General features: G+C 69.0%; 20 protein-coding genes. 4 read left to right on the top strand and 16 right to left on the bottom strand.

Annotation, left to right across the window (positions count from 1 at the left end; genetic code table 11):
* Nucleotides 1-2: 2 nt before the first annotated feature.
* From H5393_RS00620 to H5393_RS00610, 3 genes are all read right to left on the bottom strand, one after another.
* Nucleotides 3-1,403, bottom strand: coding sequence for an MFS transporter (locus tag H5393_RS00620; RefSeq protein WP_220488130.1), 1,401 nt, complete (start codon nt 1,401-1,403; stop codon nt 3-5).
* 82 nt (nt 1,404-1,485) lie between these two features.
* Nucleotides 1,486-3,129 carry an arginine--tRNA ligase gene (argS, locus tag H5393_RS00615; protein ID WP_370585887.1) on the bottom strand — a complete coding sequence of 548 codons (1,644 nt, stop codon included), beginning with the start codon at nt 3,127-3,129 and terminating at the stop codon, nt 1,486-1,488.
* A 96-nt stretch (nt 3,130-3,225) separates the two neighbouring features.
* Nucleotides 3,226-4,821, bottom strand: a complete 1,596-nt coding sequence (locus H5393_RS00610) for a xylulokinase (protein ID WP_370585886.1) — start codon at nt 4,819-4,821, stop codon at nt 3,226-3,228.
* A 94-nt stretch (nt 4,822-4,915) separates the two neighbouring features.
* Between H5393_RS00610 and H5393_RS00605 the strand changes: the two genes are divergently transcribed.
* Nucleotides 4,916-6,259 carry a UDP-glucose/GDP-mannose dehydrogenase family protein gene (locus H5393_RS00605; protein WP_182765112.1) on the top strand — a complete coding sequence of 448 codons (1,344 nt, stop codon included), beginning with the start codon at nt 4,916-4,918 and terminating at the stop codon, nt 6,257-6,259.
* A 13-nt stretch (nt 6,260-6,272) separates the two neighbouring features.
* On the opposite strand, the gene H5393_RS00600 is transcribed toward H5393_RS00605, so the two are convergent.
* From H5393_RS00600 to pgi, 5 genes are all read right to left on the bottom strand, one after another.
* Nucleotides 6,273-6,962 carry a TrkA family potassium uptake protein gene (locus H5393_RS00600; protein WP_220488129.1) on the bottom strand — a complete coding sequence of 230 codons (690 nt, stop codon included), beginning with the start codon at nt 6,960-6,962 and terminating at the stop codon, nt 6,273-6,275.
* Entirely contained in the window at nt 6,955-8,292 is a 1,338-nt protein-coding gene (locus H5393_RS00595; protein WP_370585885.1) for a TrkH family potassium uptake protein, read from the bottom strand. The genes H5393_RS00600 and H5393_RS00595 overlap by 8 nt, the downstream gene beginning before the upstream one ends.
* 45 nt (nt 8,293-8,337) lie before the next feature.
* The gene (locus H5393_RS00590) at nt 8,338-9,297 is read right to left on the bottom strand and encodes a CAP domain-containing protein (protein WP_182765111.1); all 960 of its coding nucleotides are present in this window, start codon (nt 9,295-9,297) and stop codon (nt 8,338-8,340) included.
* A 97-nt stretch (nt 9,298-9,394) separates the two neighbouring features.
* On the bottom strand, nt 9,395-10,030 hold the full coding sequence (locus H5393_RS00585) for a vancomycin high temperature exclusion protein (RefSeq protein WP_220488172.1): 636 nt from the start codon (nt 10,028-10,030) through the stop codon (nt 9,395-9,397).
* Between the two features lie 40 nt (nt 10,031-10,070).
* The gene (gene pgi / locus H5393_RS00580) at nt 10,071-11,744 is read right to left on the bottom strand and encodes a glucose-6-phosphate isomerase (protein WP_182765110.1); all 1,674 of its coding nucleotides are present in this window, start codon (nt 11,742-11,744) and stop codon (nt 10,071-10,073) included.
* Between the two features lie 104 nt (nt 11,745-11,848).
* On the opposite strand from pgi, the gene H5393_RS00575 reads away from it, so the two are divergent.
* A complete protein-coding gene (locus H5393_RS00575) occupies nt 11,849-12,940 on the top strand; it encodes an LCP family protein (protein WP_182765109.1) in 1,092 nt (363 codons plus the stop codon).
* A 37-nt stretch (nt 12,941-12,977) separates the two neighbouring features.
* Here the strand turns inward: H5393_RS00575 and H5393_RS00570 are convergent, their stop codons facing one another.
* Nucleotides 12,978-14,345, bottom strand: a complete 1,368-nt coding sequence (locus H5393_RS00570) for an MFS transporter (RefSeq protein WP_182765108.1) — start codon at nt 14,343-14,345, stop codon at nt 12,978-12,980.
* Nucleotides 14,346-14,428: 83 nt separating this feature from the next.
* On the opposite strand from H5393_RS00570, the gene H5393_RS00565 reads away from it, so the two are divergent.
* Both H5393_RS00565 and H5393_RS00560 read left to right on the top strand, forming a co-directional pair.
* A complete protein-coding gene (locus H5393_RS00565; RefSeq protein WP_182765107.1) occupies nt 14,429-15,040 on the top strand; it encodes a hypothetical protein in 612 nt (203 codons plus the stop codon).
* 140 nt (nt 15,041-15,180) lie between these two features.
* Entirely contained in the window at nt 15,181-16,305 is a 1,125-nt protein-coding gene (locus H5393_RS00560) for a hypothetical protein (protein ID WP_182765106.1), read from the top strand.
* A 16-nt stretch (nt 16,306-16,321) separates the two neighbouring features.
* On the opposite strand, the gene H5393_RS00555 is transcribed toward H5393_RS00560, so the two are convergent.
* The 7 genes from H5393_RS00555 to H5393_RS00525 all read right to left on the bottom strand — a co-directional run bounded on the left by H5393_RS00555 (nt 16,322) and on the right by H5393_RS00525 (nt 24,133).
* The gene (locus tag H5393_RS00555) at nt 16,322-17,407 is read right to left on the bottom strand and encodes a sialidase family protein (RefSeq protein WP_182765105.1); all 1,086 of its coding nucleotides are present in this window, start codon (nt 17,405-17,407) and stop codon (nt 16,322-16,324) included.
* Nucleotides 17,408-17,753: 346 nt separating this feature from the next.
* Nucleotides 17,754-18,434 (bottom strand): N-acetylmannosamine-6-phosphate 2-epimerase, encoded by a 681-nt coding sequence (locus H5393_RS00550; RefSeq protein ID WP_182765104.1) that lies wholly within the window; start codon nt 18,432-18,434, stop codon nt 17,754-17,756.
* Nucleotides 18,435-19,352, bottom strand: a complete 918-nt coding sequence (locus H5393_RS00545) for an ROK family protein (protein ID WP_182765103.1) — start codon at nt 19,350-19,352, stop codon at nt 18,435-18,437.
* A complete protein-coding gene (locus H5393_RS00540; RefSeq protein WP_182765102.1) occupies nt 19,349-20,266 on the bottom strand; it encodes a dihydrodipicolinate synthase family protein in 918 nt (305 codons plus the stop codon). Before H5393_RS00540 ends, H5393_RS00545 begins: the two co-directional genes overlap by 4 nt.
* Before the next feature lie 35 nt (nt 20,267-20,301).
* Nucleotides 20,302-21,090: an ATP-binding cassette domain-containing protein gene (locus tag H5393_RS00535; RefSeq protein ID WP_182765101.1), complete on the bottom strand. Its 789-nt coding sequence runs from the start codon at nt 21,088-21,090 to the stop codon at nt 20,302-20,304.
* Entirely contained in the window at nt 21,087-23,171 is a 2,085-nt protein-coding gene (locus H5393_RS00530) for a dipeptide/oligopeptide/nickel ABC transporter permease/ATP-binding protein (protein WP_182765100.1), read from the bottom strand. Before H5393_RS00530 ends, H5393_RS00535 begins: the two co-directional genes overlap by 4 nt.
* Nucleotides 23,171-24,133, bottom strand: coding sequence for an ABC transporter permease (locus H5393_RS00525; RefSeq protein WP_182765099.1), 963 nt, complete (start codon nt 24,131-24,133; stop codon nt 23,171-23,173). The genes H5393_RS00530 and H5393_RS00525 overlap by 1 nt, the downstream gene beginning before the upstream one ends.
* Between the last annotated feature and the right edge of the window lie 13 nt (nt 24,134-24,146).

The raw sequence follows: 24,146 nt of genomic DNA, 5'->3' as shown, positions 1-24,146 counted from the left end.
CGTCAGGACTCGCTGTGCCCCTTGCCCAGCGGGTCCGGACCGGGGATGGGGTCTGACGCCCCTGGCGTGGCGACGCCGAGGTTGACGTCGCCCGCCTCATACGTGGCATTGAGCCGTCGGTAGGTGCGCGTGAAGAAGACCAGCGTCGTCAGGATCAGGCCGCCGATGCTGACGATCACGAACACCAACGCAATGCCCCGCGCGTCGCCGTGCCCCAGCAACCAGCCCCACTGTCGCCGCCCGGCGGGCGACTCCGCGTAGGGGATCAGCCAGAACTGGGCCATCGGCCCGATGACGAAGGCGCTGATCGGGGCCGCGGACACCTCGACGGCCTGCGCGAACCCGAACACCCGGCCCTGCTTGGCCAACGGCACCACCTGTTGCAGCAGGGTCTGCTCGGCGCCCTCGATGAACGGCATCAGCGCCATGTAGGACACCAGGCCCGCCACCAGGAGCACGACGGAGTCGCGGACGGTGAACGCCCCGGCGACGACCCACATGGCGAGGCTGGCGAACAGCAGTGTGCGCAGCGGGAGCCGGCCCAGGCCCTTCCTGGCGATGATGCCGCCGCCGATCAGGAAGCCGAAACCCGACAGGCCGAACAGGATGCCCCACCATTCCACGGACACCAGTTCCAGGCCGTACGGGTCGAGCAGGCCCATGAAGACACCGCCCAGGAAGTTGTTGAAGGTGGAGAACAGGATCAGCCCCATCAGCCCCGGGACGGCGGCGACGGCGAGCCAGGCGCCCTTGAAATCCACGGCCTTCGGCGCCCCGTCGGCGTGCACGATCTCCGGCTCCGGGATCCGGATGGTCAGGAGGTGCACCAGTGACACCAACACGATGGCCAGGGAGATCATCAGCGTCCAGAACAGGCCCAGTTGTCCGATGGCCAGGCCGGAGAAGATCCCGGTCACCATCATGGTCATGCCGTTGACCGTGCCCACCAGGCCGTTGGCGTTGGCCCGCCTGTCGGACTCGACGAGGATGGTCACGCAGGTGGCCAACGCGATGGAGCGGATGCTGGCGAGCAGGGCACCGGAAAGCACCAGGAGGCAGAACACCCAGAACCAGGGCCGCCCCAGATCGACGAGGACCTCGGGCGGGGTCAGGAGATAGACGGCCACGGCCAAGAGGAACACCAGAGCCGTGCCGACGGCGGAAGCCACCATCACCTTGTGCTTGTGGTGCCGGTCCACCAGGGTCCCGAACGGCACGCCCATGACCGCCATGCCCAGCATGTAGGCGCCGCCGAGGAACGATGTCGCGAGCACCGACCTGGTCTCGAGGTAGGCCCAGAAGGTGATGCCGAACCAGATGAAGGCGGTGCCCAGCATGGCCGCCGCCGTGTTGCCCAGGACGCGGCCGAAGGTGCCGGGTCTTGCTGCCTCTCGTGAACCCACGAGGCAACCTAACACGCAGCGATGCCCGCCGGAACACGAGATCCGCGTCAGGTGCGCGGGAGCAGCGCGACCTCCCGGTCGGTCACATCCGGTCCGGCGCGTCGATGCCGATCAGGTCGAGGCCCTTGGCCAGCACCTGCTTCGTCGCCGCGCACAGGGCGAGGCGCGACGCGCGCACGTCGCCCTCGGACTTCAGCACCGGGCACGCCTCGTAGAACGACGCGAGCGCTCCCGCGAGGTCGTACAGGTAGGCGCAGAGCTTGTGGGGCTGCAGGTGGTGGGCCACCTCGTCGACCGTCTCGCCGAACCCGCTCAGCAGCAGCGCGAGTTGCTGTTCGGCCGGCTCCTCAAGCACGGTGACCGAACCCCAGTGGATGTCCTCGGCCTCGGCCTTGCGCAGGATCTGGTTGACCCGCGCGTGGGCGTACTGCAGGTAGGGGCCGGTGTCGCCGGTGGTCTGCACCATGCGCTCGGCGTCGAAGGTGTAGTCCTTCTGCAGGCCGTTGGAGAGATCGGCGTACTTGATCGCGGCCAGCGCGATGTTCGGCGCCGCGACCTCCTCAGCCGCGTCGAGCAAGGAGCCCAGGGTCGCGGCGGAGCCGTCGCGGGTCTTGAAGGGGCGGCCGTCGGTGCCGAGCACCATGCCGTAGCCGACGTGCTGCGCGGTGACGTCTCCCGGCAGGAAGCCCGCCTTGCGCGCGGCCGCGAACACCTGCGCGAAGTGACCCGCCTGGCGCAGGTCCGTGACGTAGATGATCCGGTCGGCGTGCAGTTCGTTCACGCGGCGACGGATGGCGGCCAGGTCCGTGGTGGCGTAGCCGTAGCCGCCGTCGGACTTGCGCACGATGAGGGGGGCTTCGAAGCCGTCGACGAACACGCAGAGGGCGCCGTCGTCGACCACCGCGACCCCACTCTCCTCGAGCTCCCTGACGAGGACGGGGAGGTCGGCGTTGTAGGTGGACTCGCCGGCGAGGTCGTCGTCGGTGAGCTTCACGCCCAGGCGGCGGTAGGCCTCGTTGAAGGCGGGCTTGGAGATGTCGACGAGCTGCTGCCAGATGCTCAGCGACTGCTTGTCGCCGCCCTGGAACACGGCGACGCGGGCGCGGGCGCGCGTGGCGAACTCGGTGTCCTCCTTGAAGCGGGCGGCGGCGCGCTTGTAAAGTGCGTCGGCCTCGTCGAGGCTCAGCGTGGAGACGTCGATCCCCTCGTCGAGGACCTGCTCGATGAGCATGCCGAACTGGGTGCCCCAGTCACCGATGTGGTTCTGCGGGATCACCGTGTGACCCAGCGCGGAGAGGACGCGGTTGAAGCAGTCGCCGATGATGGTGGTGCGCAGGTGGCCCACGTGCATCGTCTTGGCCACGTTGGGCGCCGAGTAGTCGATGACCACGCGCTGCGGGTGGTTGGCGGGGTTGATGCCGCCGTGGGGGTCCTCCAGCAGCGACGACACGGCCGCAGCGAGGACGTCGGAGCGCATCCGGAAGTTGATGAAGCCGGGGCCTGCGATCTCGAGAGGTTCGCACAGGTCGTCGACGTCGAGCTTGGCCACGATCTCCGCCGCGACCTCGCGCGGCGGCCGACCCTGCTGCTTGGCCAGCCGCAACGCGACGTTGGACTGGAAGTGACCGAACTGCGGCTTGGTGGCGGGACGCATCTCGGGGTCGACGCCGGTGACCTCACGGAGACGCGCGTCCAGGAGCGCGGGGAGAGACTGCATGAGGGCCATTGTTTCACCTGACGTGAAGCAGTCCCAACCGACGGCCGTTCGGCCGCACCTGCGGGCAATGAGGGGAGCTGATGGGGGCGCTGATCGGCCCCGGCGTCAGCTGGCGTCGACCGCGGCCCGTTCGATCGCGAGGCCCCGACGGTAACGCTCCATGAACTGGTTGAAGCCCTCGACGTCGCGGGGTTCCGGGTCCATCGTCGAAATCTCGGCCCCGGCGAAGACCTGAGTGGCCAACCACTCGCCCAGGCTCACGTCGCCCGCGTCGAGGAACGCGGCCAGCAGGGCCATGCCCCACGCGCCACCCTCACCGGCGACCTCACCGACGGACACCGGGGTGTTCATGGCGGCGGCCAGGAAGCCCTGCGCCACGCCCTCGGTCTTGAAGAGCCCGCCGTGGGCGAACAACGAATCGAGCCGGACGCCCTCGTCCTTCAGGAGCACGTCCATCCCGACGCGGAGCGCGCCGAACGTGGAGAACAGGTGGGTGCGCATGAAGTTGGCCAGGTTGAACGCGCTGGAGGGGTGCCGCACGAACAGGGGACGCCCCTCCTCCATGCCGACGACGTGCTCGCCCGCCAGGTAGTTGTAGGCGAGCATCCCCCCGCCGTCGGGGCTGCCGTTGAGCGCGGCGCGGTACAGCGACTCGAAGAGCGTGGTGGTGTCCACCTCGGCGCCGCAGGCGGCCAGCGCCTCGCCGAACAGCGACACCCAGGCCGCCAGGTCCACCGCGCCGTTGTTGCAGTGCGCCATGGCGACCAGGTCGCCAGCGGGCGTCGTGACCAGGTCGATCTCCTCGTGGAGGGCCTTCAGCTCGCCCTCGAGTACGACCATCGCGAAGATCGACGTGCCGGCCGAGACGTTGCCCGTGCGCTGGGCGACGGCGTTGGTGGCCACCATGCCGGTGCCCGCGTCGCCCTCCGGCGGCGCCATGGGCGCCCCGGGCTGCAGCGCGCCGGTGGGATCCAGCAGGCCCGCGCCCTCGTCGGTGAGCGCGCCGGCGTCCTGACCAGCGCCGAGCACGGTGGGCAGGATGTCGCCGATCTTCCAGCGGTAGCCCCGGTCCGCTACCAGCGCGTCGAACTGCCCGAGCATCCGCTCATGGAAGGCGCCGGTGGCGACGTCGATGGGGAACATGCCGCTGGCGTCGCCGACGCCCAGCACCCGCTGGCCCGTCAGCTTCCAGTGCACGTAGCCGGCCAGGGTGGTGAGGAAGTCGATGGACCCGACGTGTTCCTCGCCCCGCCGGATGGCCTGCTGCAGGTGGGCCACGCTCCACCGCTGCGGGATGTTGTGCTGGAACAACTGCGTGAGCTCCGCCGACGCGTCCTGCGTCATGGTGTTCTGCCAGGTGCGGAACGGGGTGAGCAGCTCGCCGTCGGCGTCGAACGGCAGGTAGCCGTGCATCATCGCCGAGACGCCCAGCGCCTTCAGCTGCTTCAGCTCGACCCCGGCCGCTTGGCGCACCGCTGCGGCCAGATCCGCGTAGGCGGCCTGCACGCCCGACCACACGTCGTCCAGGCTGTAGGTCCACACGCCGTGCGCCAACGTGGAGCGCCATTCGTGCCCCCCGCTGGCGATGGGCTGCAGGTCCGGGCCGATGAGGACGGCCTTGATGCGGGTGGAGCCGAACTCGATGCCGAGCGAGGCCCGGCCCTGCTCGACGGCGGTGCGGGCGTTGACGATGGGATCCACTGTGACCTCCGGAAAGAGTTTGTGCTCCCCCATCATCCCGCAGCACGCACGGGGCGCGCACCTCCGCCCCCGATTCCTGGCTAATCTGTGGGCCATGCGCATTTCTGTGATCGGTTGCGGTTACCTGGGAGCTGTACACGCGGCCTGCATGGCCGAGCTGGGCCATGATGTGGTGGGCCTGGACGTGGACGAGGCGAAGATCGCGAAACTCTCTCAGGGGATCGCGCCGTTCCACGAGCCCGGGCTCCCGGAACTGCTCCGCAAGCATGTGTCCACCGGCCGGATGCGCTTCACCACGGACCCGGCTTCGATCGCCGACGCACAGATCCACTTCATCGGCGTTGGCACGCCGCAGCTCCAGGGGCGGCTCGCGGCGGACCTCACCTACGTCAACCAGGCCGTCGACACCATCCTCGAGCACGCCGTCGTCCCGGCGGACGGCAGACCGGTGCTGGTGGCGGGCAAGTCGACGGTGCCCGTGGGCACGTCCGAGGGCATCGCCGCGAAGCTCGCCGCATCAGGCAAGGACATCCTCCTGGCCTGGAACCCGGAGTTCCTCCGCGAGGGGTACGCGGTGGGCGACACGCTGACGCCGGACCGCATCGTCTACGGCCTGTCCGAGGACAAGGAGAGCGGCCACCGCGCCAAAGCCCTCCTCGACGAGTGCTACGCGATCCCGCTGGCCGCAGGCACCCCGCTGATCCTGTCCAACTACCCCACTGCGGAGCTGGTGAAGGTGGCGGCCAACAGCTTCCTCGCCACCAAGATCTCGTTCATCAACTCCATGGCTGAGCTGTGTGACGCCACCGGCGGCGACGTCACGCGGCTGGCCGAGGCGATCGGGCACGACGACCGCATCGGCAAGAAGTTCCTCCAGGCCGGCATCGGCTTCGGCGGCGGCTGCCTGCCCAAGGACATCCGCGCCTTCATGGCCCGTGCCGGCGAGCTGGGTGTCGACGAGGCGCTCACGTTCCTGCGCGAGGTGGACACCATCAACCTGCGCCGACGCGACCACGCCGTCAACTTGGCTGAGGAGGCCGTCGGGGGCCGCCTCGTCGGCAAGAAGATCGCCGTGCTGGGCATCACCTTCAAGCCGGACACTGACGACCTGCGCGACTCCCCCGCCCTCGACATCGCCGGCCGCCTGTCGGCCCGCGGCGCGGAACTGGCCATCGTCGACCCCGCCGCATCGCACACCCTCCGGCAGCGGCGGCCGGAGCTCGACGTGCCGGAGACGGTCGAGGAGGCCGTCACAGGAGCCGACGTCGTCATGCTGCTGACCCCGTGGCGCGAGTACGTGGACCTGGACCCCGCGTCGCTGATCGACCTGGTCCAGACGCCCAACATCATCGACGGCCGCAACGTGCTCAACCCACACGACTGGGCCGACGCGGGCTGGACCTACTACGGCATGGGCCGCAGCGTCTCCACCTGGTGAGCCGACGACCGGCTCAGGTCAGGTGGAAGCGCTCAGCCTTCTCGATGGGGCCGGTGACGAGGATCTCGTCCTCTGCCGACAACACGGAGTCGCCTGAGACGTCCACCCAGCGGCCGTCCGCGCGCTTCGAGGCGATGACCGTCACCCCGAATTCGGAGCGGACGTGCACCTCGCGCAGCGGCTTGCCGAGCACCGCCGCGGGCGCGGTGGTGCGCACCAGCGCGTAGCCGCCACCCAGATCGATGTAGTCCTTCAGCTGGGCGCGCACCTGGTGCGCCACGCGCATGCCGCTCTCCCGCTCCGGATGGACGACGTGGTGCACGCCGATCTGCTCCAGGATGCGGCCGTGGGCGTCCGAGACGGCCTTGGCCCAGACATGCGGGATGCCGAAGCCGATGAGCAGCGAACTGGTGAGCAGGCTGGCCTCGACGGAGTCGCCGATGGCGACGACGGCGTGCGTGGCCTCGTGGATCCCCAGCTGGCGCAGCACGTCCTCGCGGGTGGCGTCCGCCAGCACCGCGTGGGTGATCCTGCCGTTGAACTGCTGGACCAGGTCCTCGTCGCGGTCGATGGCCAGGACGTCGGCCCCGTCGTTCATGAGTTCGAGCGCGAGCGACTGGCCGAACCGGCCCAGCCCGATGATGACGATGCTATCGGCCAGGGGTACGTTGCCCGGCCTCTTGAGGGGGCGCAGATTAACCAATGATCGGCCTTTCCTTGGGGAGTTCGTAGAGCCGCTGGCGGGGGCTCAGGGCGAGCGCAGAGGCGAACGTGATGGGGCCGAGGCGGCCGACGTACATGAGGAAGCACAGCACCAACTGCGAACCGCCATCCAACTGCGCGGTGATGCCGGTGGACAGTCCCACCGTGCCGAAAGCCGAGATGACCTCGAAGAGGACGTCGTCCAGGCGGAAGGGGCTCAGCAGCAGGACGGTCATGGTGGCGAGCACCACCAGCGCCACCGCCAACAGCGCGACGGAGATGGCCTGCCGGTGCACGGCGCGCGAGAGGCGTTTGCCGAAGATGTGGACGGCGGTGTCGCCGCGCACCTCCGTCCAGATGATGAAGAAGAGGACGGCGAACGTGGTCACCTTGATGCCGCCGCCCGTGCCGGCAGGGCCGGTGCCGATGAACATCAGTACGTCCATCCCGAACAGCGTGACGGCGTGCATGGCGCCGATGTCGATCGAGTTGAAGCCGGCGGTGCGGGTCTGCACCGACTGGAAGAAGCCGGCCAGCAGCTTGTCGTCCCACGCCAGGGGGCCGAGCGTGCCGGGGTTGGTCCATTCCAGCCCTGTGATGAAGACGGTGCCGCCCACCAGTAGCAGCGGCGTCATGATCACCACGATGCGGGTGTTCATGGTCCACGCGAGGAGGTCGGCGTGGTGGCGCCACAGTTGTTGCAGCACGGGGAAGCCGAGACCGCCGAGGATGGTGGCCCCCGCCATCGGCAGCAGGAGCCAGGGGTCGGCCACGAAGCCCATCATGTTGTCCGCGAACAGGGCGAAGCCGGCGTTGTTGAACGACGACACCGAGTGGAAGAGCCCGCGCCACGCCGCCTCGGGCAGGCTGAACCCATGCCCCAACCAGAACCGCAGCGTCAACATCATTGCGGTCACCGCCTCGATCGCGACGGTGGTCTTCATGATCCCGCCCAACACATGCGGCACCCCACCCGGGCCCTCCATGTGGCTCTCTACGGCGGCGGTCAGGCGTGAGCGCAGCGACAGCTTGCCCAGCACCGTCAGACCGATCAGCGTGGCCAGCGTCATGACGCCGAAGCCACCGATCTGGATCAGGGCGAGGATGACCACCTGCCCGAACGGCGTCCAGTAGGACGCGGTGTCCACGATCGTGAGGCCCGTGACGCAGATGGCGGACGTGGCGGTGAAGAGGGCCTCGATCAGCGAGGCGCCACCGGCGCCCCGCTTGGAGATCGGGAGCATGAGGAGGCCGATCCCCACCCAGGCCGCCGTCGTGAAGGCGACGAAGATCGCCCGCACCGGGGACAGCCGACGTAGCGCGTTGAGCACGGCGTCACACTAGACCCCAGCGGGGCCGCGCACCACTGCGGAGTGTTACTTGAAGCGGACGATGTTGTTGAAGACGTAGTCGACCTTCGACGTGAAGGTGTAGCCGCCGCCGGCCTTGGCGGTGGCGGTGACGACAGGAGTCTGGATGTAGGAGCGGCAGCCGTTGCGCCCGGTGGCGGCGGAGTCGCAGTCGGTGCGCCACTTGCGGCCGCTGATGACGTGGTCGCCCTTGGTGGCCAACGGGTTGCCCGCCCACAGGCTGCGCGCCGACGGCTGGTAGGTCAGGTTGTTGAAGGCCCAGCCGGTGCTGCGCTGGTAGTTGCCGCTCTTGTAGGAGATGACGGTGGCCCAGATGTCCGTACGGCAGCGCTGCGTCTGGGAGTACGGCTCGCAGGCCACCTTCCACAGGCGGTTGTTGTAGGCGTAGGTGCCGGTCTTGGAGTAGACGTCGTCGGCCTTCGCCGGGTTGACGGCAGTGATGTTCTGCTGCACTGCGGTCAGCCACTGCGTTCCCGAGTCGTAGGCGGTGCCGGCGTCGATCAGCGGCTCCTTGTAGAAGTTCACCGCGGCGTAGATCTCTGATTCAGAGCGCACCAGGCCCACGGCGATGTGGGTGTAGGACGCTTCCAGGATGTTGGCGCGATGGCTGTCCGAGGCCATCCAGTCGTCCATCATCGTCTGGACAGGATTGGCATAGCCGACGTTCCAGCCGACGTTCTCGCCCCAGGCCTCGGCCCCGTCCCAGCGGAAGTCGTCGTTGTGGGAGATCTTGCCGGCCTTCTGCATGGAGATGGCCCAGTCCTGCGCGATGGCCGCGGCCACCTTCGGCACGAACTTCAACGGTTTGAGGCCCTTCGACACCCGGATGGCGTTGTGCGCGTCGACCATGGTGGCGATGTCGGCGACGTTGGCCTTCTGCGACGCCTCGTCGGCCTCCGCCCGCGGGGCGACCATCCCTGCGAGTGCAATGGCGACGATGAACATCAGGGCGAACAGTCTCTTCACGGTGAGCACCTTCCGGGGAAGTGGGGTGGCTTGCGGTTATGACGGTAACACCGCACCCCCACGCCAACGGACAGCGGCACGCGGCCAGGCGCGAGATTCAGGACTGGGCCGCGGCCAGCAGCGACGGGTCCGGCGCGTCCGCCTGTGGGCGCCTGTGGGTGAGGAGGTCCCACTCCATCTTGAGGTTCGCCGGGAACTCGCGGACCCAGCCCTTGACCCAGTTGTAGGGGAAGCGTCCGAGCATGCTGGTGTCGCCGACACCGACGGTGTCGACGCCCACCTCGCGGCAGATCGCGATGGTGCGGCCCAGGTGGTAGTCCTGCGTGATGACGGTCATCTCCGCCACGCCGAACACGTCGCGGGCCCGCACGCACGAGTCGTAGGTGTCGAAGCCTGCCGGGTCCTCGACGATCCGGTCCGCCGGCACGCCCCGCTCCTCCAGGTACCGACGCATGATGAGCGGCTCATTGTTCGACCCCGGCCCGCCGTCGCCGCTGACGAGCACGGCGCGGATCTTGCCGGCCTGGAACAGGCGCACCGCGACCTCGAGGCGAGCAGCGAGGAACGCCGACGGCCCGGAGGGGTCAGCCTTGGCGCCGAGCACCATGCCCACGGGCCGCTCCGGCACGTCCTCCACCGTGTGCACGTGACCAGAGGCGAGCCACGCCACCCTCCCCGCGCTCAGCACCACCGGAAGCGCCCCCAGCAGGGCGACCACCCCGACGGCGATCAGCGCGGTGCGCCACCGTCGGGGCCGGACGGAGGGCTGCGGTTCAGTCACGGTTCTGTAGGTACCAGCTGACGAGGGACTGCGTGGACGGGTCCTGCTGGGCCAGCGCCTCGGCGTCGCCGAAGACCGCCGGGGCGATCTCCAGGGCGAGCTTCTTGCCGAGCTCGACGCCCCACTGGTCGAACGAGTCGATGCCCCACACGACGCCCTGGACGAACGTGATGTGTTCGTAGAGGGCGATGAGCTGGCCGACCACGGACGGTGTGAGCGCCGGCGCCATGATCGAGGTGGTGGGCTTGTTGCCCTCGAACACGCGGGCGGGCACGATCTCCTCCGCAGTGCCCTCGGCGCGGACCTCTTCGGCGGTCTTGCCGAAGGCCAGCGCTGCGGTCTGCGCGAAGAAGTTGGCCAGGAAGAGTCCGTGGACGTCGGTTTCGCCGTCCTTGACGGGGTGCGCCGGGTTGGCGACTGCGATGAAGTCCGCGGGGATGATGCGGGTGCCCTGGTGGATCAGCTGATAGAACGCGTGCTGGCCGTTGGTGCCCGGCTCGCCCCAGAAGATCTCCCCGGTCTCCGTGGTAACGGGGCTGCCGTCCCAGCGCACGGACTTCCCGTTGGATTCCATGGTGAGCTGCTGCAGGTAGGCCGCGAACCGGTGCAGGTACTGGGCGTAGGGCAGCACCGCGTGGCTGTGCGCGTCGAAGAAGTTGACGTACCAGACGTTGATCAGGCCCATCAGCAACGGCACGTTGCGCTCTGCCGGCGCGGTGCGGAAGTGCGTGTCGACGGCGTGGAAGCCAGCTAGGAAATCGCTGAACCCGTCCGGACCGATGGCGATCGCCACGGGAAGTCCGACGGCGGAGTCCACCGAGTAGCGGCCGCCCACCCAGTCCCAGAAACCGAACGCGTTGGCAGGGTCGATGCCGAAGTCGGCCACCTTGTCCAGCGCCGTCGAGACCGCGACGAAGTGCCTGGCGATCGCGCCGCCCCGGGCCTCATCGGAATCGTCGATGGCGCCGTCGGCGACGAGCGCGTTCAGGAGCCAGTCGCGGGCCATGCGGGCGTTGGTGAGGGTCTCCAGGGTGGTGAAGGTCTTCGACGCCACGATGAACAGCGTCGTGGCGGGATCGAGGTCCTTGACCTGCTCGTAGCAGTCGTTGGGGTCGATGTTGGAGATGAAGCGGCACTCCAGGCCGTCCTGCTTGTACGGCAGCAGGGCCTCGTAGACCATCACCGGGCCCAGGTCTGAGCCGCCGATGCCGATGTTGACCACCGTCTCGATCCGCTTCCCGGTGACGCCCTTCCACTCGCCCGAGCGGACCTGGTCGGCGAAGGCATACATGCGCCCGAGCACCTCGTGCACGTCCGCCACGACGTCCTGCCCGTCGACGGTGAGCTCAGCATCTGCCGGCAGGCGCAGGGCGGTGTGGAGCACGGCGCGGTTCTCGGTGACGTTGATGCGCTCGCCGTTGAACATCGCGTCACGACGCTCGGGCAGGTCGACCTGCTCAGCGAGGCGTACCAGCGCGCCCACGACGTCTTCGGTGATGAGGTTCTTGGAGAGGTCCACCCGGAGGTCTGCCAGGTCGAAGGTGAGTTCCTCGGCGCGATGCGGATCAGCTTCGAACCAGTGCCGCAGGTCGGGGACGAGAGCGTCCTTGAGGATGCGAAGGTCTGCCCAGGCCTCTGTGGCAGTGGCGTCTACCGGAGTGTTCATGGGCCCCAGCCTAGAACGCTCCCCCGGTCGGCGTCCCGCCGGGGCGTCACACAGACGCGAGGGTGCGGTTGGCCACCCGACGGACACCGGCCACAATGAGGGGCATGATGCGAGCCCTCTTCGAGGATGACCAGTACGGCGACGAGACCCCCGACCAGGGGACCGACGACGGGGCCGAGCGCACAAAGAAGCGGCGCGGCCCGCTGTTCGTGTTGTTCATGGTGTGCATCCTCGTGCTGCTCATCCCCGCCCTGGTCGTGGCGTTCTACGTCGGCCGGGGCTGGGTGGCACTGGACAGCATCGAGCGCGACCCGGGGCTCACGCCGTCGGAGTATGTGGGCCGCCCCTCCCCCGCCGCTCCCAATCCGGAGAAGCCGGAGGCCACCGCCCCGGTCAACTTCGTGCTCATGGGCTCGGATTCCCGGGAGGGCGACACCGGCCGTTCCGATTCGCTCATGGTGGCCCACGTCTCCGGCGACCGCGAGCACGTCTACCTCATCTCCTTCCCCCGCGACATGTGGGTGGAGGTGCCCGAGCGGGGCGAGGCCAAGATCAACGCCGCCTACGCGTGGGGCGGCGCGCCGCTGACGGTGCGCACGCTCGAGAGCCTGCTGGGCGTGCGGATGGACCACACCGTGGTCATCGACTTCGAGGGCTTCGTCAACCTCACCGAGGCCGTCGGCGGCGTGACCGTCTACAACCCGTGGGCCTCGGGGCAGGGCGCGAACAGGTTCGAGGAGGGCGAGATCAGCCTGGAGGGCGAGCGCGCGCTGACCTACGTCCGGGAGCGCAAGTCGCTGCCCAACGGCGACCTCGACCGCGCCTACCGGCAGCGCACCGTCGTCAAGGCCATCATCCGCAAGCTGGCGACGCCGGACACGATCACCAACCCGACGCGGTTCAACGACGTGGTGGGGCAGGTGGCGGACACCCTCACGGTGGACGACCAGATGACCAACGGGTACGTCACGAACCTGGGCACGCAGCTGCGGATCTTCGGCGCCGACGGGGTGCGGATGCTGCAGGCCCCCATCCGCGGGTTCGCGACGATCGACGGGCAGTCGGTCGACGTGGTGGACCAGGGTCGCCTGGAGATGCTGGCCAGGGCGCTGTCCACCGACACCATGGAGCACTACTTCAGCAGCTACGGCGCGGACTCCTACGCCAAGCTGCCGCAGGTCGACCCCGACGAATGAGTGGGGGCGGTCCCGTGGGGGCGCGGAGCTCGCGTGGTCAGGCCTCCTCGAGCGCCTTGTCGGTGTATTCGGGGAGGAACCACGCGGCCACCATGGCCATGGCGAACATGCCACCCAGCACCATGAACAGCGTGGGCCGGCCGGCTGCGCCCACGATCACGGGCACCAGCAGCGGTGCGGCCATGGCGGCGATCCGGCCGAACGCCGTGGCCGCGCCCGCACCGCTGGCCCGCACCGCCGTCGGATACACCTCCGGCGTGATGGCGTAGAGGGCGCCCCAGGCGCCGAGGTTGAAGAAGCTCAACGTGCAGCCGGCGGCCAGCGTGATGGCATAGGCGGCGGAGGCGCTGCCCGGGGCCACCGACTCGGCGATGGCGGGCGCCATGCCGAAGGCGAGAGCACCGACGACGGAGCCGCCCAGGAACGTGACCAAGGTGGGGCGACGGCCCCACACCTCGATGAGGATGGCCGCGACGAGGTAGCCGGGGAGTTGGGCCAGCGTCATGTACAGCGTGAACTCGAACGAGCGCACCAGTGTCATGCCACCCTCGAAGAGCAGCGTCGGCAGCCAGATGAACGCGCCGTAGTAGGAGAAGTTGATCCCGAACCACACCAGCCACAGCGCGACGGTGCGCCGGCGGAAGCGATCGCCGAAGAGTTCCTTCTTCGTCACCTTCGCTGCGGCGGACACCGGGGCGTCGGGAGCCTTGTCGCGGTCGTCGACGGTGACGCCCGCGGCGTCCTCGAACTCGCGCACCGCCTGCTCCGCCTCCGCGTGCCTGCCCTTCGCCTCCAGGAAACGGACGGATTCGGGCAGCCCGAAGCGGACGAACAGCGCGTAAGCGGCCGGCACCGCGCCCAACGCGAGCGCCCACCGCCAACCGTTCTCGGACGGCACGACGAAGTAGCCGATGGTGGCGGCGCCCAGCCAGCCGATGGCCCAGAACGACTCGAGCGCCACCACGACGCGGCCGCGGATCTTGCGCGGCGCGAACTCGCTGACGAGGGTGGACGCCACCGGAAGTTCTGCGCCGAGGCCGACTCCGACGATGAAGCGCAGGACGATCAGCATCGCCAGGCCGGTGGACAGGGCCGAGATCCCCGTCGCGATGCCGTAGATCAGCAACGTGAGCGCGAAGACCTGGCGGCGGCCGATCCTGTCTGCCAGCAGCCCGCCCAGCGAGGCGCCCACCGCCATCCCGACGAAGCCGATGGAGGCCAGCATGGACAGCTGCCCGGAACCCAGCCCCCACTCCGACGCGAGCGCGGCCATGATGAATGAGATGAGCCCGATGTCCATCGCGTCCAGGGCCCAGCCGATGCCGGAGCCGAAGAGCAGCTTGCTGTGCTTGCGGGTGTAGGGCAGTTCGTCGAGACGCTGCGCGCGGCTGAGGTTGAGGCTCATGCGCGGAAGCCTAGGCCCAAGCCGGGGCGCCGCGATAGGGCCGCCGGTTCAGGCGACGGCGGGCGTACGGCAAGATGGTCGCCATGACTCTGCGTGGAATTGTGGTGTGCCTGCCTGATGCGTCGCTTGACGACTACGTCGGCGTCATCGAGGTGCTCATCCAGGAGGGGTTCTCGCGGTTCGCCCTCCCGGCCGGCGCGGCGGCCTTCGCGGACGTGACGACGATCTTCGGTGCGCGGGCCGACTTCGGCGCGCTGAGGGTGTCGTCGAGCGCTGAGGTGCACCGCTCAGCCGAAGCGGGAGCCGCCTTCGTGTTCTCGGACGTGGCCGACAGCGATGTCGCCGACGCGGCGGACGAGCGCGGGCTCGAATGCTGGTGCTCCGCCATGACCCCGCGCGAGGTGCGGGCGGCACTGCAGCTGTCCAACGGTGCGCTGCTGTACCCCGCAGACGTGGTGGGCCATGCCATGGCAGCTCGGCTCAAGGAACTCGGCGTCGTGGACCGGGTCGTCCCCCTGGGCGGCATCGGGGCGTACGCGGCGGGCGAATGGTTCAAGGCCGGCGCCCCGGCCGTCGGGGTGGACCAGACGCTGCTCGGCGACGCGTTCGACGGCGGCTCGTTGTCGCAGCTGCGGGACCGCTGCAACTCCTTCATCGCGCTGGAGCGCCGCCTCGTGACCGACCCGGAGAACTGACCGTCCAGCATTGACTGGAGGCGATGTCTCTCAGCTTGGATTCCGCTCAAGCACGACCTATTCTGAGAAAATCTTAAGGCATTCTCAGGAAAGACGAAGGTATGGGAACACCCAAAAGGGCCGCAGCGAACGATGCAGCAGTGCAGGACGATGCAGCCGAGCTCCAGACAGTGACAGACGCCCGAAGGGCGGTTGGCCTCACCCGCGGACGGGGCAGGGCGGTGCGGTTCGCCATGGCGCCGGTCGCCATGCTGACGGTCGGCGGGCTGGCTGCGGGTGTGTTCTGGTTGGGACAACCGGCTGACAGCACGGAGACGGTTCAGTCTGCGCGCCCGGTGGCCAACCTCGGGGTGTCCCGGAGCCAGGCCAGGCCGGAGTTGTCGCCGTCGGCCTCGCCGTCGCCCTCCCGGGAGCCGCTCGACACTGCTGCCGCCGCTGCCGCGAATCCCGCGTTGCCGACGCCCACTCCCGTGGTGACGCCCAGCACCCCTGCCCCGGCCCCGGCGCCGGCCAAAGCGGTCTCCGACGAGGCGGCCTCGGGCGAAGTGGCCGGTGTCGCCGAATCGGCGCCCGCCGCGGTTGAGTCGGCAGAGCCGGTGGCGGAGGTCGTCGAGGAGCCCGCCGTTGACTACACCGCGCTGGGCGAGGCGTCCAGCACACTGTTCGTCACGGCGGCCGTGAACGTACGCACCGGCCCCGGCACGGAGTTCGATGTGCGGTCCTCGCTGGCTGAAGCCGCCCAGGTCGCGACGACGGCCTGGGAGGTGGACGGCTGGCGGCAGGTGTCGCTCGACGGGGAGGCCGGCTGGGTCAAGGGCACGTTCCTCACCGACAGCAAGCCCGCCGTCGAGGCCGTGCAGGAGGCCGCCTCGGGTTCGGGTTCCAGCTCGGCGGCCGCGGCACCCGACGCGGTGTGCGAGCAGGCCTCCGGCCTGGAGCGCAACCTCACCGACCGCACCGCCAACGTGCTGCGGGTGGTGTGTGCCGAGTTCCCGAGGGTCACCTCCTACGGCGGCTACCGCCCCGGCGACACCGACAGCTACCACGGCAGCGGTCAGGCGATCGACGTCATGGTCAGCGGTGAGTACGGCTGGGACATCGCCCGCTGGGCCCGCGCCAACGCCGGCGAGTTGGGCATCATCGAGGTCATCTACGCACAGCAGATCTGGACCACGCAGCGCGCGGGCGACGGCTGGCGGCCGATGTCGGATCGCGGTTCCGTGTCCGCGAACCACTACGACCACGTGCACATCTCCGTGCGCTGATCGATGACCGCCGGGGTCAGGTGCCGTCAGGGGCGACCTCTGGCGGTGCCGCGCTGCCGCCGGGGCTCTCCACGGGCACGACGGTGACCGCTCCCCCGCCGAGCCCCACCTCGGTGCGGCTGAGGGCCATGAACTGCAGCGCGGCGTAGTCCCCCGCCTCCCAGATCACGCCCAGCCGCCCGTCAGGCAGTTCAGCCGCGACCGAATAGGCCGCCGCTCCCGCGTCGAGGAGCACGGAGTCGCCCCAGGTGGCGCCGCCGTCGGAGCTGACGCGTAGCGCGAGTCGCCGTCGCTGACGGGGGTCGTCGAGGAGGGTGCAGACGAGGTCGTCGCCCCAGCGGGCCAGCCCGCCGTTGCAGGCCGGGTCGACGAGTTGTTCGTGCGGCACCGGCGCCGAGAACGTGAGGCCCCCGTCGTGGGAGATCGCCCACCGCCGACGGGGCCGGGTACGGGCATGCAACAGGACGCTGCCGTCGGGCAGTTCGACCACCTTGTTCTCGTCGCAGTCCGGGCCGATGCGCTCGCCCAGCTGCCAGCTGTCGCCGTTGTCGTCCGAGTAGGCCATCGCGACGTAGTGCTGCTCGTCCAGGGTGCGCAGGACGAACGGCTGCAGGAGCCGCCCGGTGCCGAGGGTGGCCCCGTGGCCGGAGGAGGCGAACATGCCGGTGACGTCGTCGGGCTTGAGTTCGTCGGTGAGGTCGCGGTGCGTCCAGGTGTCGCCGTCGTCGATGGACGTGGCGAGCCAGAGCCTGAGCCCCTCGCCGTCCCGCCCGGCGTCCGCGGTGAAGAACGACCGCCCCGTCGACCCTACGTACCAGCAGTAGAGGGTGCCGGTGGGGTCGACGACGAAGCTGGCATCCCCGAAGCCACCCTTGGCGGTGCGGGCGCGGAGGACGCGGACGTCCGACCAGGTGTCGCCGTTGTCGTCGGAGAGGCGGTAGACGACGTCGAAGGGGCCGGGGAGGTCGCGCCAGTCCGCCCGGACGTCCCAGGCGGCGATGACCCGCCCGGTGGGCGTCACCGCGAGGGCGGGGATCCGGTAGCAGGGCGCGTCGAAGGCCGAGCCCTCGAGCGGTTCGCCTGTCTTCGCGAGTGTGAACACGGATCTAGCCTTTCTGGCCGCCGCCCCAGGCTCAAGGAGTGTCCGAGGACGGGGGGTTGCAAGTGTGATCGCGGCACCGGACCCCACTCAGGTCGATGTTGCCCGGCAAGGACGATCAGAAGCGGCGTACCCCGTCCTCGGACGCTCCGGCAACCCGGGCTACGAACGGTATCGGCGGCGGCACAACGACCGCGAAACCTACAGCGAAGGTCGGGGAATGAAGGGTGCGAGTTTCGAGTCCACCCCAACCCGCACAGAGCCAACGTCGCCCGAACAGCGTAGGGAGAACACTCGCACCCTTCTTTCCCCGACGTTCGCGGAACACTGCGCAGTCGCGCCGAGAGACTCAGCCAGCGTTGTCGACGGCCTCGGCGAACCAGCCGGTGATGGTGGCGGGATGCGTGATGGCGGTGCCCACGACGACGCTCCAGGCGCCGCGCTTCATCGCCTCCACCGCCGCCTCCGGCGAGTGCACCCGGCCTTCGACGAGGACGGGGCGGTCGACTGCGGCCACGATCTGGTCCACGGCCTCCCAGTCGACACCCTTGGTCTTCGGGCGTTCGCCGCTGTAGCCCACGAGAGTGGTGCCGATCAGGTCGGCGCCCGCCGCCTCAGCGGCGATGGCGTCACCCTCGGACCCACAGTCGGCCATGACCAGCACGTCGGGGAACTGGGCCTTGAACTCGGTGATCGTCTCGGCCAGCGTCCGGCCGTCGGGGCGTTCGCGACGGGTGCCGTCGATCGCGATGATCTCGCAGCCCGTCTCGGCGACCTCGATGCAGTCCTTCAGCGTGGGGGTGATGTACACGCCGCTGGCGCCCACCTTCACCAGGCCGATCAGCGGCACGTCGACGCGCTGCCGGATGGCGCGGAGGTCGTCGAGCCCCTTGGCACGGATGGCCGCGGCGCCGCCGCGCACGGCGGATTCGGCGACCTGGGCCATGGTGTTGGGGTCCAGCATCGGCTCACCCGGGTAGGCCTGGCACGAGACGATCAGTTTGCCCTTGAGTTGGGCGATGGCGTCCATTTACTTCTCCTCGCTGGCGAAGACCTGGGCGGCGGCCCCGACCAGGGCGGCCGACGATCCGAGTTCGGCCTTGAGTACAGGTAGATCTGCGAGGACGGAAACGACCTCGCCGCGGATGGTGTCGCGCAACGGCTGCCACCAGACGGAGCCCGCATCGGCGACTCCCCCGCCGATCACGACGGCGGCCGGGTCCACCACGGTGACGACGCCGGCGATGGCCTTGCCCAGCGCGACGGCTGCTTCCCGTACGACGCTGAGCGCATCGTCGTCGTAGCCCGCGGCACGCTCCATGATCTCGCGGCCCGAGGCCCGGTCCCCGCCCAGCGACGCGTAGCGCCGCTCGATGGACGGCCCCGCTGCGATGGCTTCGAGGTGACCGAAGCGGCCGCAAGGGCACCGAAGCGATTCAGCACCGGGAGTGGGGATGTGCCCCATCTCCCCGGCGACGTGGTGCGCCCCGGTCCGCAGCCGCCCGTCGAGGACGAGCGCACCCCCGACGCCGGTGCCCACGGCCACCATGAACAGCGACTCGAGGCCGCGCGCGGCGCCGAAGCGGTATTCGCCCATGGCGTGGGCGTCGACGTCGTTGATGACCTGGATGCGGCGGCCCGGCGCCCAGCCGAGGCGGGCGCGGAGACCGGCCGTCACGTCGGTGCCCACCCAGTGACGAAACGTGTCCGTGGACGAGATGATCCGTCCGGCGCGCGAGTCCACGACGCCGGCGGTGCCGACCCCTAGACCCACGACGTCGTCGTTGGCGAGCTGGCGGATGAGGGCGGCGACCGTGTCGAGCACCGCTTCGCCGCCTTCACCGGCAGGGGTCGGCGCGGTCACGACATCGCCCAGCACCCCGTCAGAGGACACCAGTGCGACGGCGGTCTTCGTGCCGCCGAGATCGACCCCTACCGCGTAGCTCATGCGAGCAGGCCGACCTCACGCAGGATGCCTTCGATGGCAGGCTTGCACTCACCGTCGAGGGCGCGCAGCGGGGCGGGCATGGCGGGCGAGTCGATGACGCCGAGGCTGGCCATGGCCTGCTTGAAGGCACCGATGCCGCCGGCGTCGCCGGACATGCCCTTGGGCACGAAGGCGATCTCGAACAGGTTGGTGATGCGGTCCTGCTCGTCGCGCACTGCGGTCCAGTCGCCGGCTTCGGCGGCCTTCCACATGCGGGCGTAACCCTCGGGGTCGACGTTGGCGAGTCCGGGGACCGCACCGTCGGCGCCGAGCAGCAGCATGCCGTCGACCATGACCTCGTGGCCGGTGAGCAGTTCCAGCGGCGAGCCGGCCGCCTTGTTGGCCTGCACCAGGCGGCGGAAGCCGACGTCGTCGCCGGAGGAGTCCTTCACACCGGCGATGACACCCTCGAGGCCGAGGCGCACGAGCATGTCGACGGCGAGGTAGTTGTGCACGCGCACCGGCACGTTGTAGGCGTAGACGGGGAGGTCGACGCCGGCGGCCACGATGCGGAAGTGCTCCTCGATCTCGGCCATGTCGTTGAGCGCGTAGAGCGGCGAGGTGACGACGATGGCGTCGGCACCCAGGGCAGCGGCGCGGCGACCACACTCGACCATACGACGGGCGGTGAGGTCGGGTGTGCCGACGAGCACCGGCACGCGGCCGGCTGCACGTTCGACAGTGCGCTTGATGACCTCGTCGCGCTCGGAGTCGGTGAGGTAGGCCACCTGGCCGGAGGAGCCGAGCACGAACAGGCCGTGCATGCCACCCTCGATGAGGTGGTCGACGACCTTGTCCAGGCCTTCGTAGTCGACGGAACCGTCGTCGTGCATGGGGGTGATGACGGGGGGAACGATGCCACGCAGTTTCTGCATGATGATGGGATCTTCTTTCCGGTGGTGCGAGGGGATTACAGGAGCGAGGGGACAGCACCCAGGAGGGTGCGCGTGTATTCGTGCTGGGGGTTGCGGAACAGTTCGTCAGCGGGGCCGGTCTCCACGATCCGGCCGGCGAGCATCACCGCCATGCGGTCCGAGATGAAGCGCACGGTGTTGATGTCATGGCTGATGAAGACGAGGCCGAGGCCGAGCTGGTCCTTGAGGTCGGTGAGCAGGTTGAGCACCTGGGCGCGCACCGACACGTCCAGAGCAGAGGTGGGTTCGTCCGCGATGATCACGTCCGGCTCGAGCGCGAGCGCCCGGGCGATGGCGACACGCTGCCGTTGACCACCCGAGATCTGCCGGGGCAGGACGTCGAGGGCCGACTGGGGCAGGCCGACGACGTCGAGCAGGTGCTTGACGCGCTGCTCGCGCTCCCTGGGGCTGCCGACGCCGTGGACCTTGAACGGGTCCAGCAGCGCGTCGCGCACCAGCATGCGCGGGTTGAGGGCGGTGGCGGGATCCTGGAAGACCACCGACACTGCCCGGCCGAGCTTCTTGCGGCCGTCTGCGTTGAGCTTCATCTCTTCGCCGAAGTACCGGACCGTGCCCTCGGTGATGGGCTGGAGACCCACCATCACGCGGGCAAGGGTGGACTTGCCGCAGCCGGACTCTCCGACCAGGCCGAGGGTCTCGCCCTTGCTGACCTGGAGGTTGACCCCGTTGACCGCGTGGACGCGGTCCGGGCGGAAGAGCTTGCCCGTGCGGGCCTTGTGGACGACGTGGACGTCCTTCAGTTCGACGACCGGGGTGGTGCTCATCGGACTGCCTCCTTCTCCAGCAGATCTGCCAGTTCATCGGTGCGGGCGTAGAGGTGGTCCTTGCCCGGCACCGGACGCAGCGTGGGCTTCTGTTCGAGACCCACCGTCGGGTAGGACGATCGCGGCGCGAACCGGTCGCCCTGGACGAACTCCCTCGGCGAGGGCACGACGCCGGGCACCTGATGGAGCCGTCCGCCGCCCTGTTCGATGGAGAGCACAGCGCCGAGCAGGCCACGGGTGTACTCGTGGATGGGGTTGCTGAGCAGCTCGCGGGTGTCGGCCTGTTCGACGACCTGGCCCGCGTACATGACGGTGATCCGGTGCGCCACCTGGGCCACCAGGGCGAGGTCGTGCGAGACGAAGACCATGGCGAAGCCGAGCTTCTCGCGCAGGTCGTTGAGCAGGTCCACCACCTGGGCCTGCACCGTGACGTCGAGCGCCGTGGTGGGCTCATCGGCGATCACCAGTCGCGGGTTGCGGGTGAGCGCCATGGCGATGAGGACGCGCTGCCGCTGACCGCCCGACAGTTCGTGCGGGTAGGACTTCAGCGTGCGGACCGGGTCGAGTCCGACCAGTTCGAGGAGTTCCTCCGCAGTGCGCTGACCGCCGCGCTTGGTGAGCTGCCCCATTTGGCTGCGGATCAGCATCGACGGGTTCAGGGAACTGAGCGCGTCCTGGTAGACCATGCTCATCTCGTGGCCACGCAGCGCGTTGCGCTCCTTCGGCGACTTGGTGAGCAGTTCCTGGCCGGCGAACTTGATGGAGCCCTCGATCTTGGCGGTCTCGGGCAGCAGGCCCATGATCGCCATCGAGGTGATCGACTTGCCACAGCCGGATTCGCCGACGAGGCCCATGGTCTCGTTGGGGCGGACGGTGAACGACACGCCGTCGACGATCTTGACGTCGCCGTGGGCGCCGGGGAACGAGATCGACAGGTTGTCGACGACCAGCAGCGGCTCGGAATCCGGGTTGTCCAGGACGAGGCGGTCCGTGCGGGCCGACTCGGCCTGCATCAGTGCTCCCAGGCGGGCGTCGAGTGACTCACGCTGGGTGGCGTTGGAGTGGGCGATACCGTCGGCGACGGAAGCGCCGGCCATCGCGTCCTCTTCGGCCTGCACGTTGACGCGGACCTTGATCTTGGGCGAGGCCAACGCGTCGGTCAGGCCTTCGGAGAGGATGTTGAGGCTCAGCGTGGTGACCAGGATGAACAGGCCGGGGAAGAACGTGACCCACCAGTGGCCCGACAGCAGCAGCGCCTTGCCCTCGGAGAGGATGTTGCCCCAGGTGGCGGCGTTGACCGACGTGATACCGGTGCCGATGAAGGACAGCGAGGCCTCGAAGACGATGGCGTCGGCGACGAGCACGGTGGCGAACACCATGATCGGAGCCAGGCAGTTGCGGGCGACGTGCTTGATGAGGATCCACCAGGTGCGCGCACCCATCACCTTGGACGCGGACACGTAGTCCTCGCCGAACTGGGACAGCACGTTGGCGCGCACGACTCGGGTGAGCTGTGGCACGTAGAGGAACGCGATGGAGATGATCACGACTGGCAGGATCGGGAGTCGCGACGCCAGAGCCGTCACCATCACGGCTGCCAGCGCGATGCCGGGGAAGCTCATGATGATGTCCAGGATGCGCATCAGTACCTCCGCGACGACCTTGCCCGCGGTGGCGGCGATCGAGCCGAGGACCGCAGCGACCGCCAGCGCCAGGCCGGTGGCGGCCAGGCCCACGAGCAGGGAGACCCTCGTCCCGTGGATGACACGCGAGAGGATGTCACGGCCGGCGTCGTCGGTACCGAACAGGAACGTGGAGTTGGGGGGCACCGAGTTGTCGGGGATCACCTGGGTGCCGACACCCTCGATGGTGATCTCCTGCAACACGACCATGTCCTCAGGGACGAGGCCGGAGGCGTTGGGTGAGTAGGGGGCGATCAGCGGCGCGAAGAGGGCGAGCAGTCCCATGAAGACGAGCACGGCGATCGCGATCTTCGAGCTGATGGGCAGCGCCTTCAGACTCTGGAACCGCAGGCCGGGCTGCGCGAGCTTCTTCTTGGCTTCGGCAGACAGTGACAGCATCAGATGCTCCTGATCCGCGGGTTGACCATGACGTAGAGGAGATCCACGATCAGGTTGATGACGATGAAGGCGATCGCGACCGTGATGGTCACGCCCTGGACGATGTTGACGTCGTTGCGGGTGATGCCCTGGAAGATGAGCTGGCCCATGCCCTGGATGTTGAAGATCATCTCGATGACGACGGCGCCGCCCATGAGGTAGCCGACCCGGAGGCCGAGCACGGTGAGCGGGGTGATGAGCGCGTTGCGCAGCACGTTGCGGCTGACAACGACACTCTTCGGGATGCCGGCGCCGATGGCGGTGCGCACGTAGTCACGGTCGAGTTCCTCGACCATGGCGGTGCGCACGACGCGCGTCAGGGAGCCGGCGACGGGCACGGCCAGCGCGAAGGCGGGCAGGAAGACCATGTTCGCGTAACCCGCGGGATCCTGGCTGAACGGGACCCAGTTGACGACGGCGGGGAACCATCCCAGGCCGCCTGGGATGTTGCCGAAGCCCTGGATGAGCAGCAGCGCCAGCCAGAACGACGGCGTCGCGAGGCTCGCGATGGAGAACAGGCGGATGGCCTGGTCGGGCCACCGGTCGCGGTAGAGGGCAGCTAGGACACCGAGGATCAGGGCGAGCAGGACGGCGATCGCCAGACCGATGAAGGTGAGCTGCAGAGTCTTGGGGAAGTTCTCGGCGACCATCTGCGAGATGGGCACTCCGGTGAAGGACTCGCCGAGGTCGCCCTGGACCAGGCCGCCGAGGTACCTGAAGAAGCGCACCAACATGGGGTCGTTCAGGCCGAGGGCCTCGCGGTAGTTGTCAAGGGCCTGCTGTGAGGCGCTCTCGCCGAGGGCCAGTCGGGCGGGGTCTGCGCTGGAAAAAGACATCACGATGAAGACCAGCAGCGTGACGCCCAGCACCATGATCGGCAGCGCGATGAGGCGCCGACCCAGTAGCCGGATGAGATTGGACACGTGTGTCGCTCCT

This window comes from Tessaracoccus sp. MC1756 (assembly GCF_014164735.1).
GTDB lineage: Bacteria > Actinomycetota > Actinomycetes > Propionibacteriales > Propionibacteriaceae > Arachnia.
Note: the sequence above shows the minus strand (reverse complement) of the source record. Positions and strands in the feature narration are given on the sequence as shown.

Excerpts from the sequence above, each read along its gene's own strand:
- argS (WP_370585887.1), bottom strand. The coding sequence starts at position 3,129 with ATGGCCCTCATGCAGTCTCTCCCCGCGCTCCTGGACGCGCGTCTCCGT.
- H5393_RS00605 (WP_182765112.1), top strand. The coding sequence starts at position 4,916 with ATGCGCATTTCTGTGATCGGTTGCGGTTACCTGGGAGCTGTACACGCG.
- pgi (WP_182765110.1), bottom strand. The coding sequence starts at position 11,744 with ATGAACACTCCGGTAGACGCCACTGCCACAGAGGCCTGGGCAGACCTT.
- H5393_RS00575 (WP_182765109.1), top strand. The coding sequence starts at position 11,849 with ATGATGCGAGCCCTCTTCGAGGATGACCAGTACGGCGACGAGACCCCC.
- H5393_RS00570 (WP_182765108.1), bottom strand. The coding sequence starts at position 14,345 with ATGAGCCTCAACCTCAGCCGCGCGCAGCGTCTCGACGAACTGCCCTAC.
- H5393_RS00565 (WP_182765107.1), top strand. The coding sequence starts at position 14,429 with ATGACTCTGCGTGGAATTGTGGTGTGCCTGCCTGATGCGTCGCTTGAC.
- H5393_RS00550 (WP_182765104.1), bottom strand. The coding sequence starts at position 18,434 with ATGGACGCCATCGCCCAACTCAAGGGCAAACTGATCGTCTCGTGCCAG.
- H5393_RS00545 (WP_182765103.1), bottom strand. The coding sequence starts at position 19,352 with ATGAGCTACGCGGTAGGGGTCGATCTCGGCGGCACGAAGACCGCCGTC.
- H5393_RS00540 (WP_182765102.1), bottom strand. The coding sequence starts at position 20,266 with ATGCAGAAACTGCGTGGCATCGTTCCCCCCGTCATCACCCCCATGCAC.
- H5393_RS00535 (WP_182765101.1), bottom strand. The coding sequence starts at position 21,090 with ATGAGCACCACCCCGGTCGTCGAACTGAAGGACGTCCACGTCGTCCAC.
- H5393_RS00530 (WP_182765100.1), bottom strand. The coding sequence starts at position 23,171 with ATGCTGTCACTGTCTGCCGAAGCCAAGAAGAAGCTCGCGCAGCCCGGC.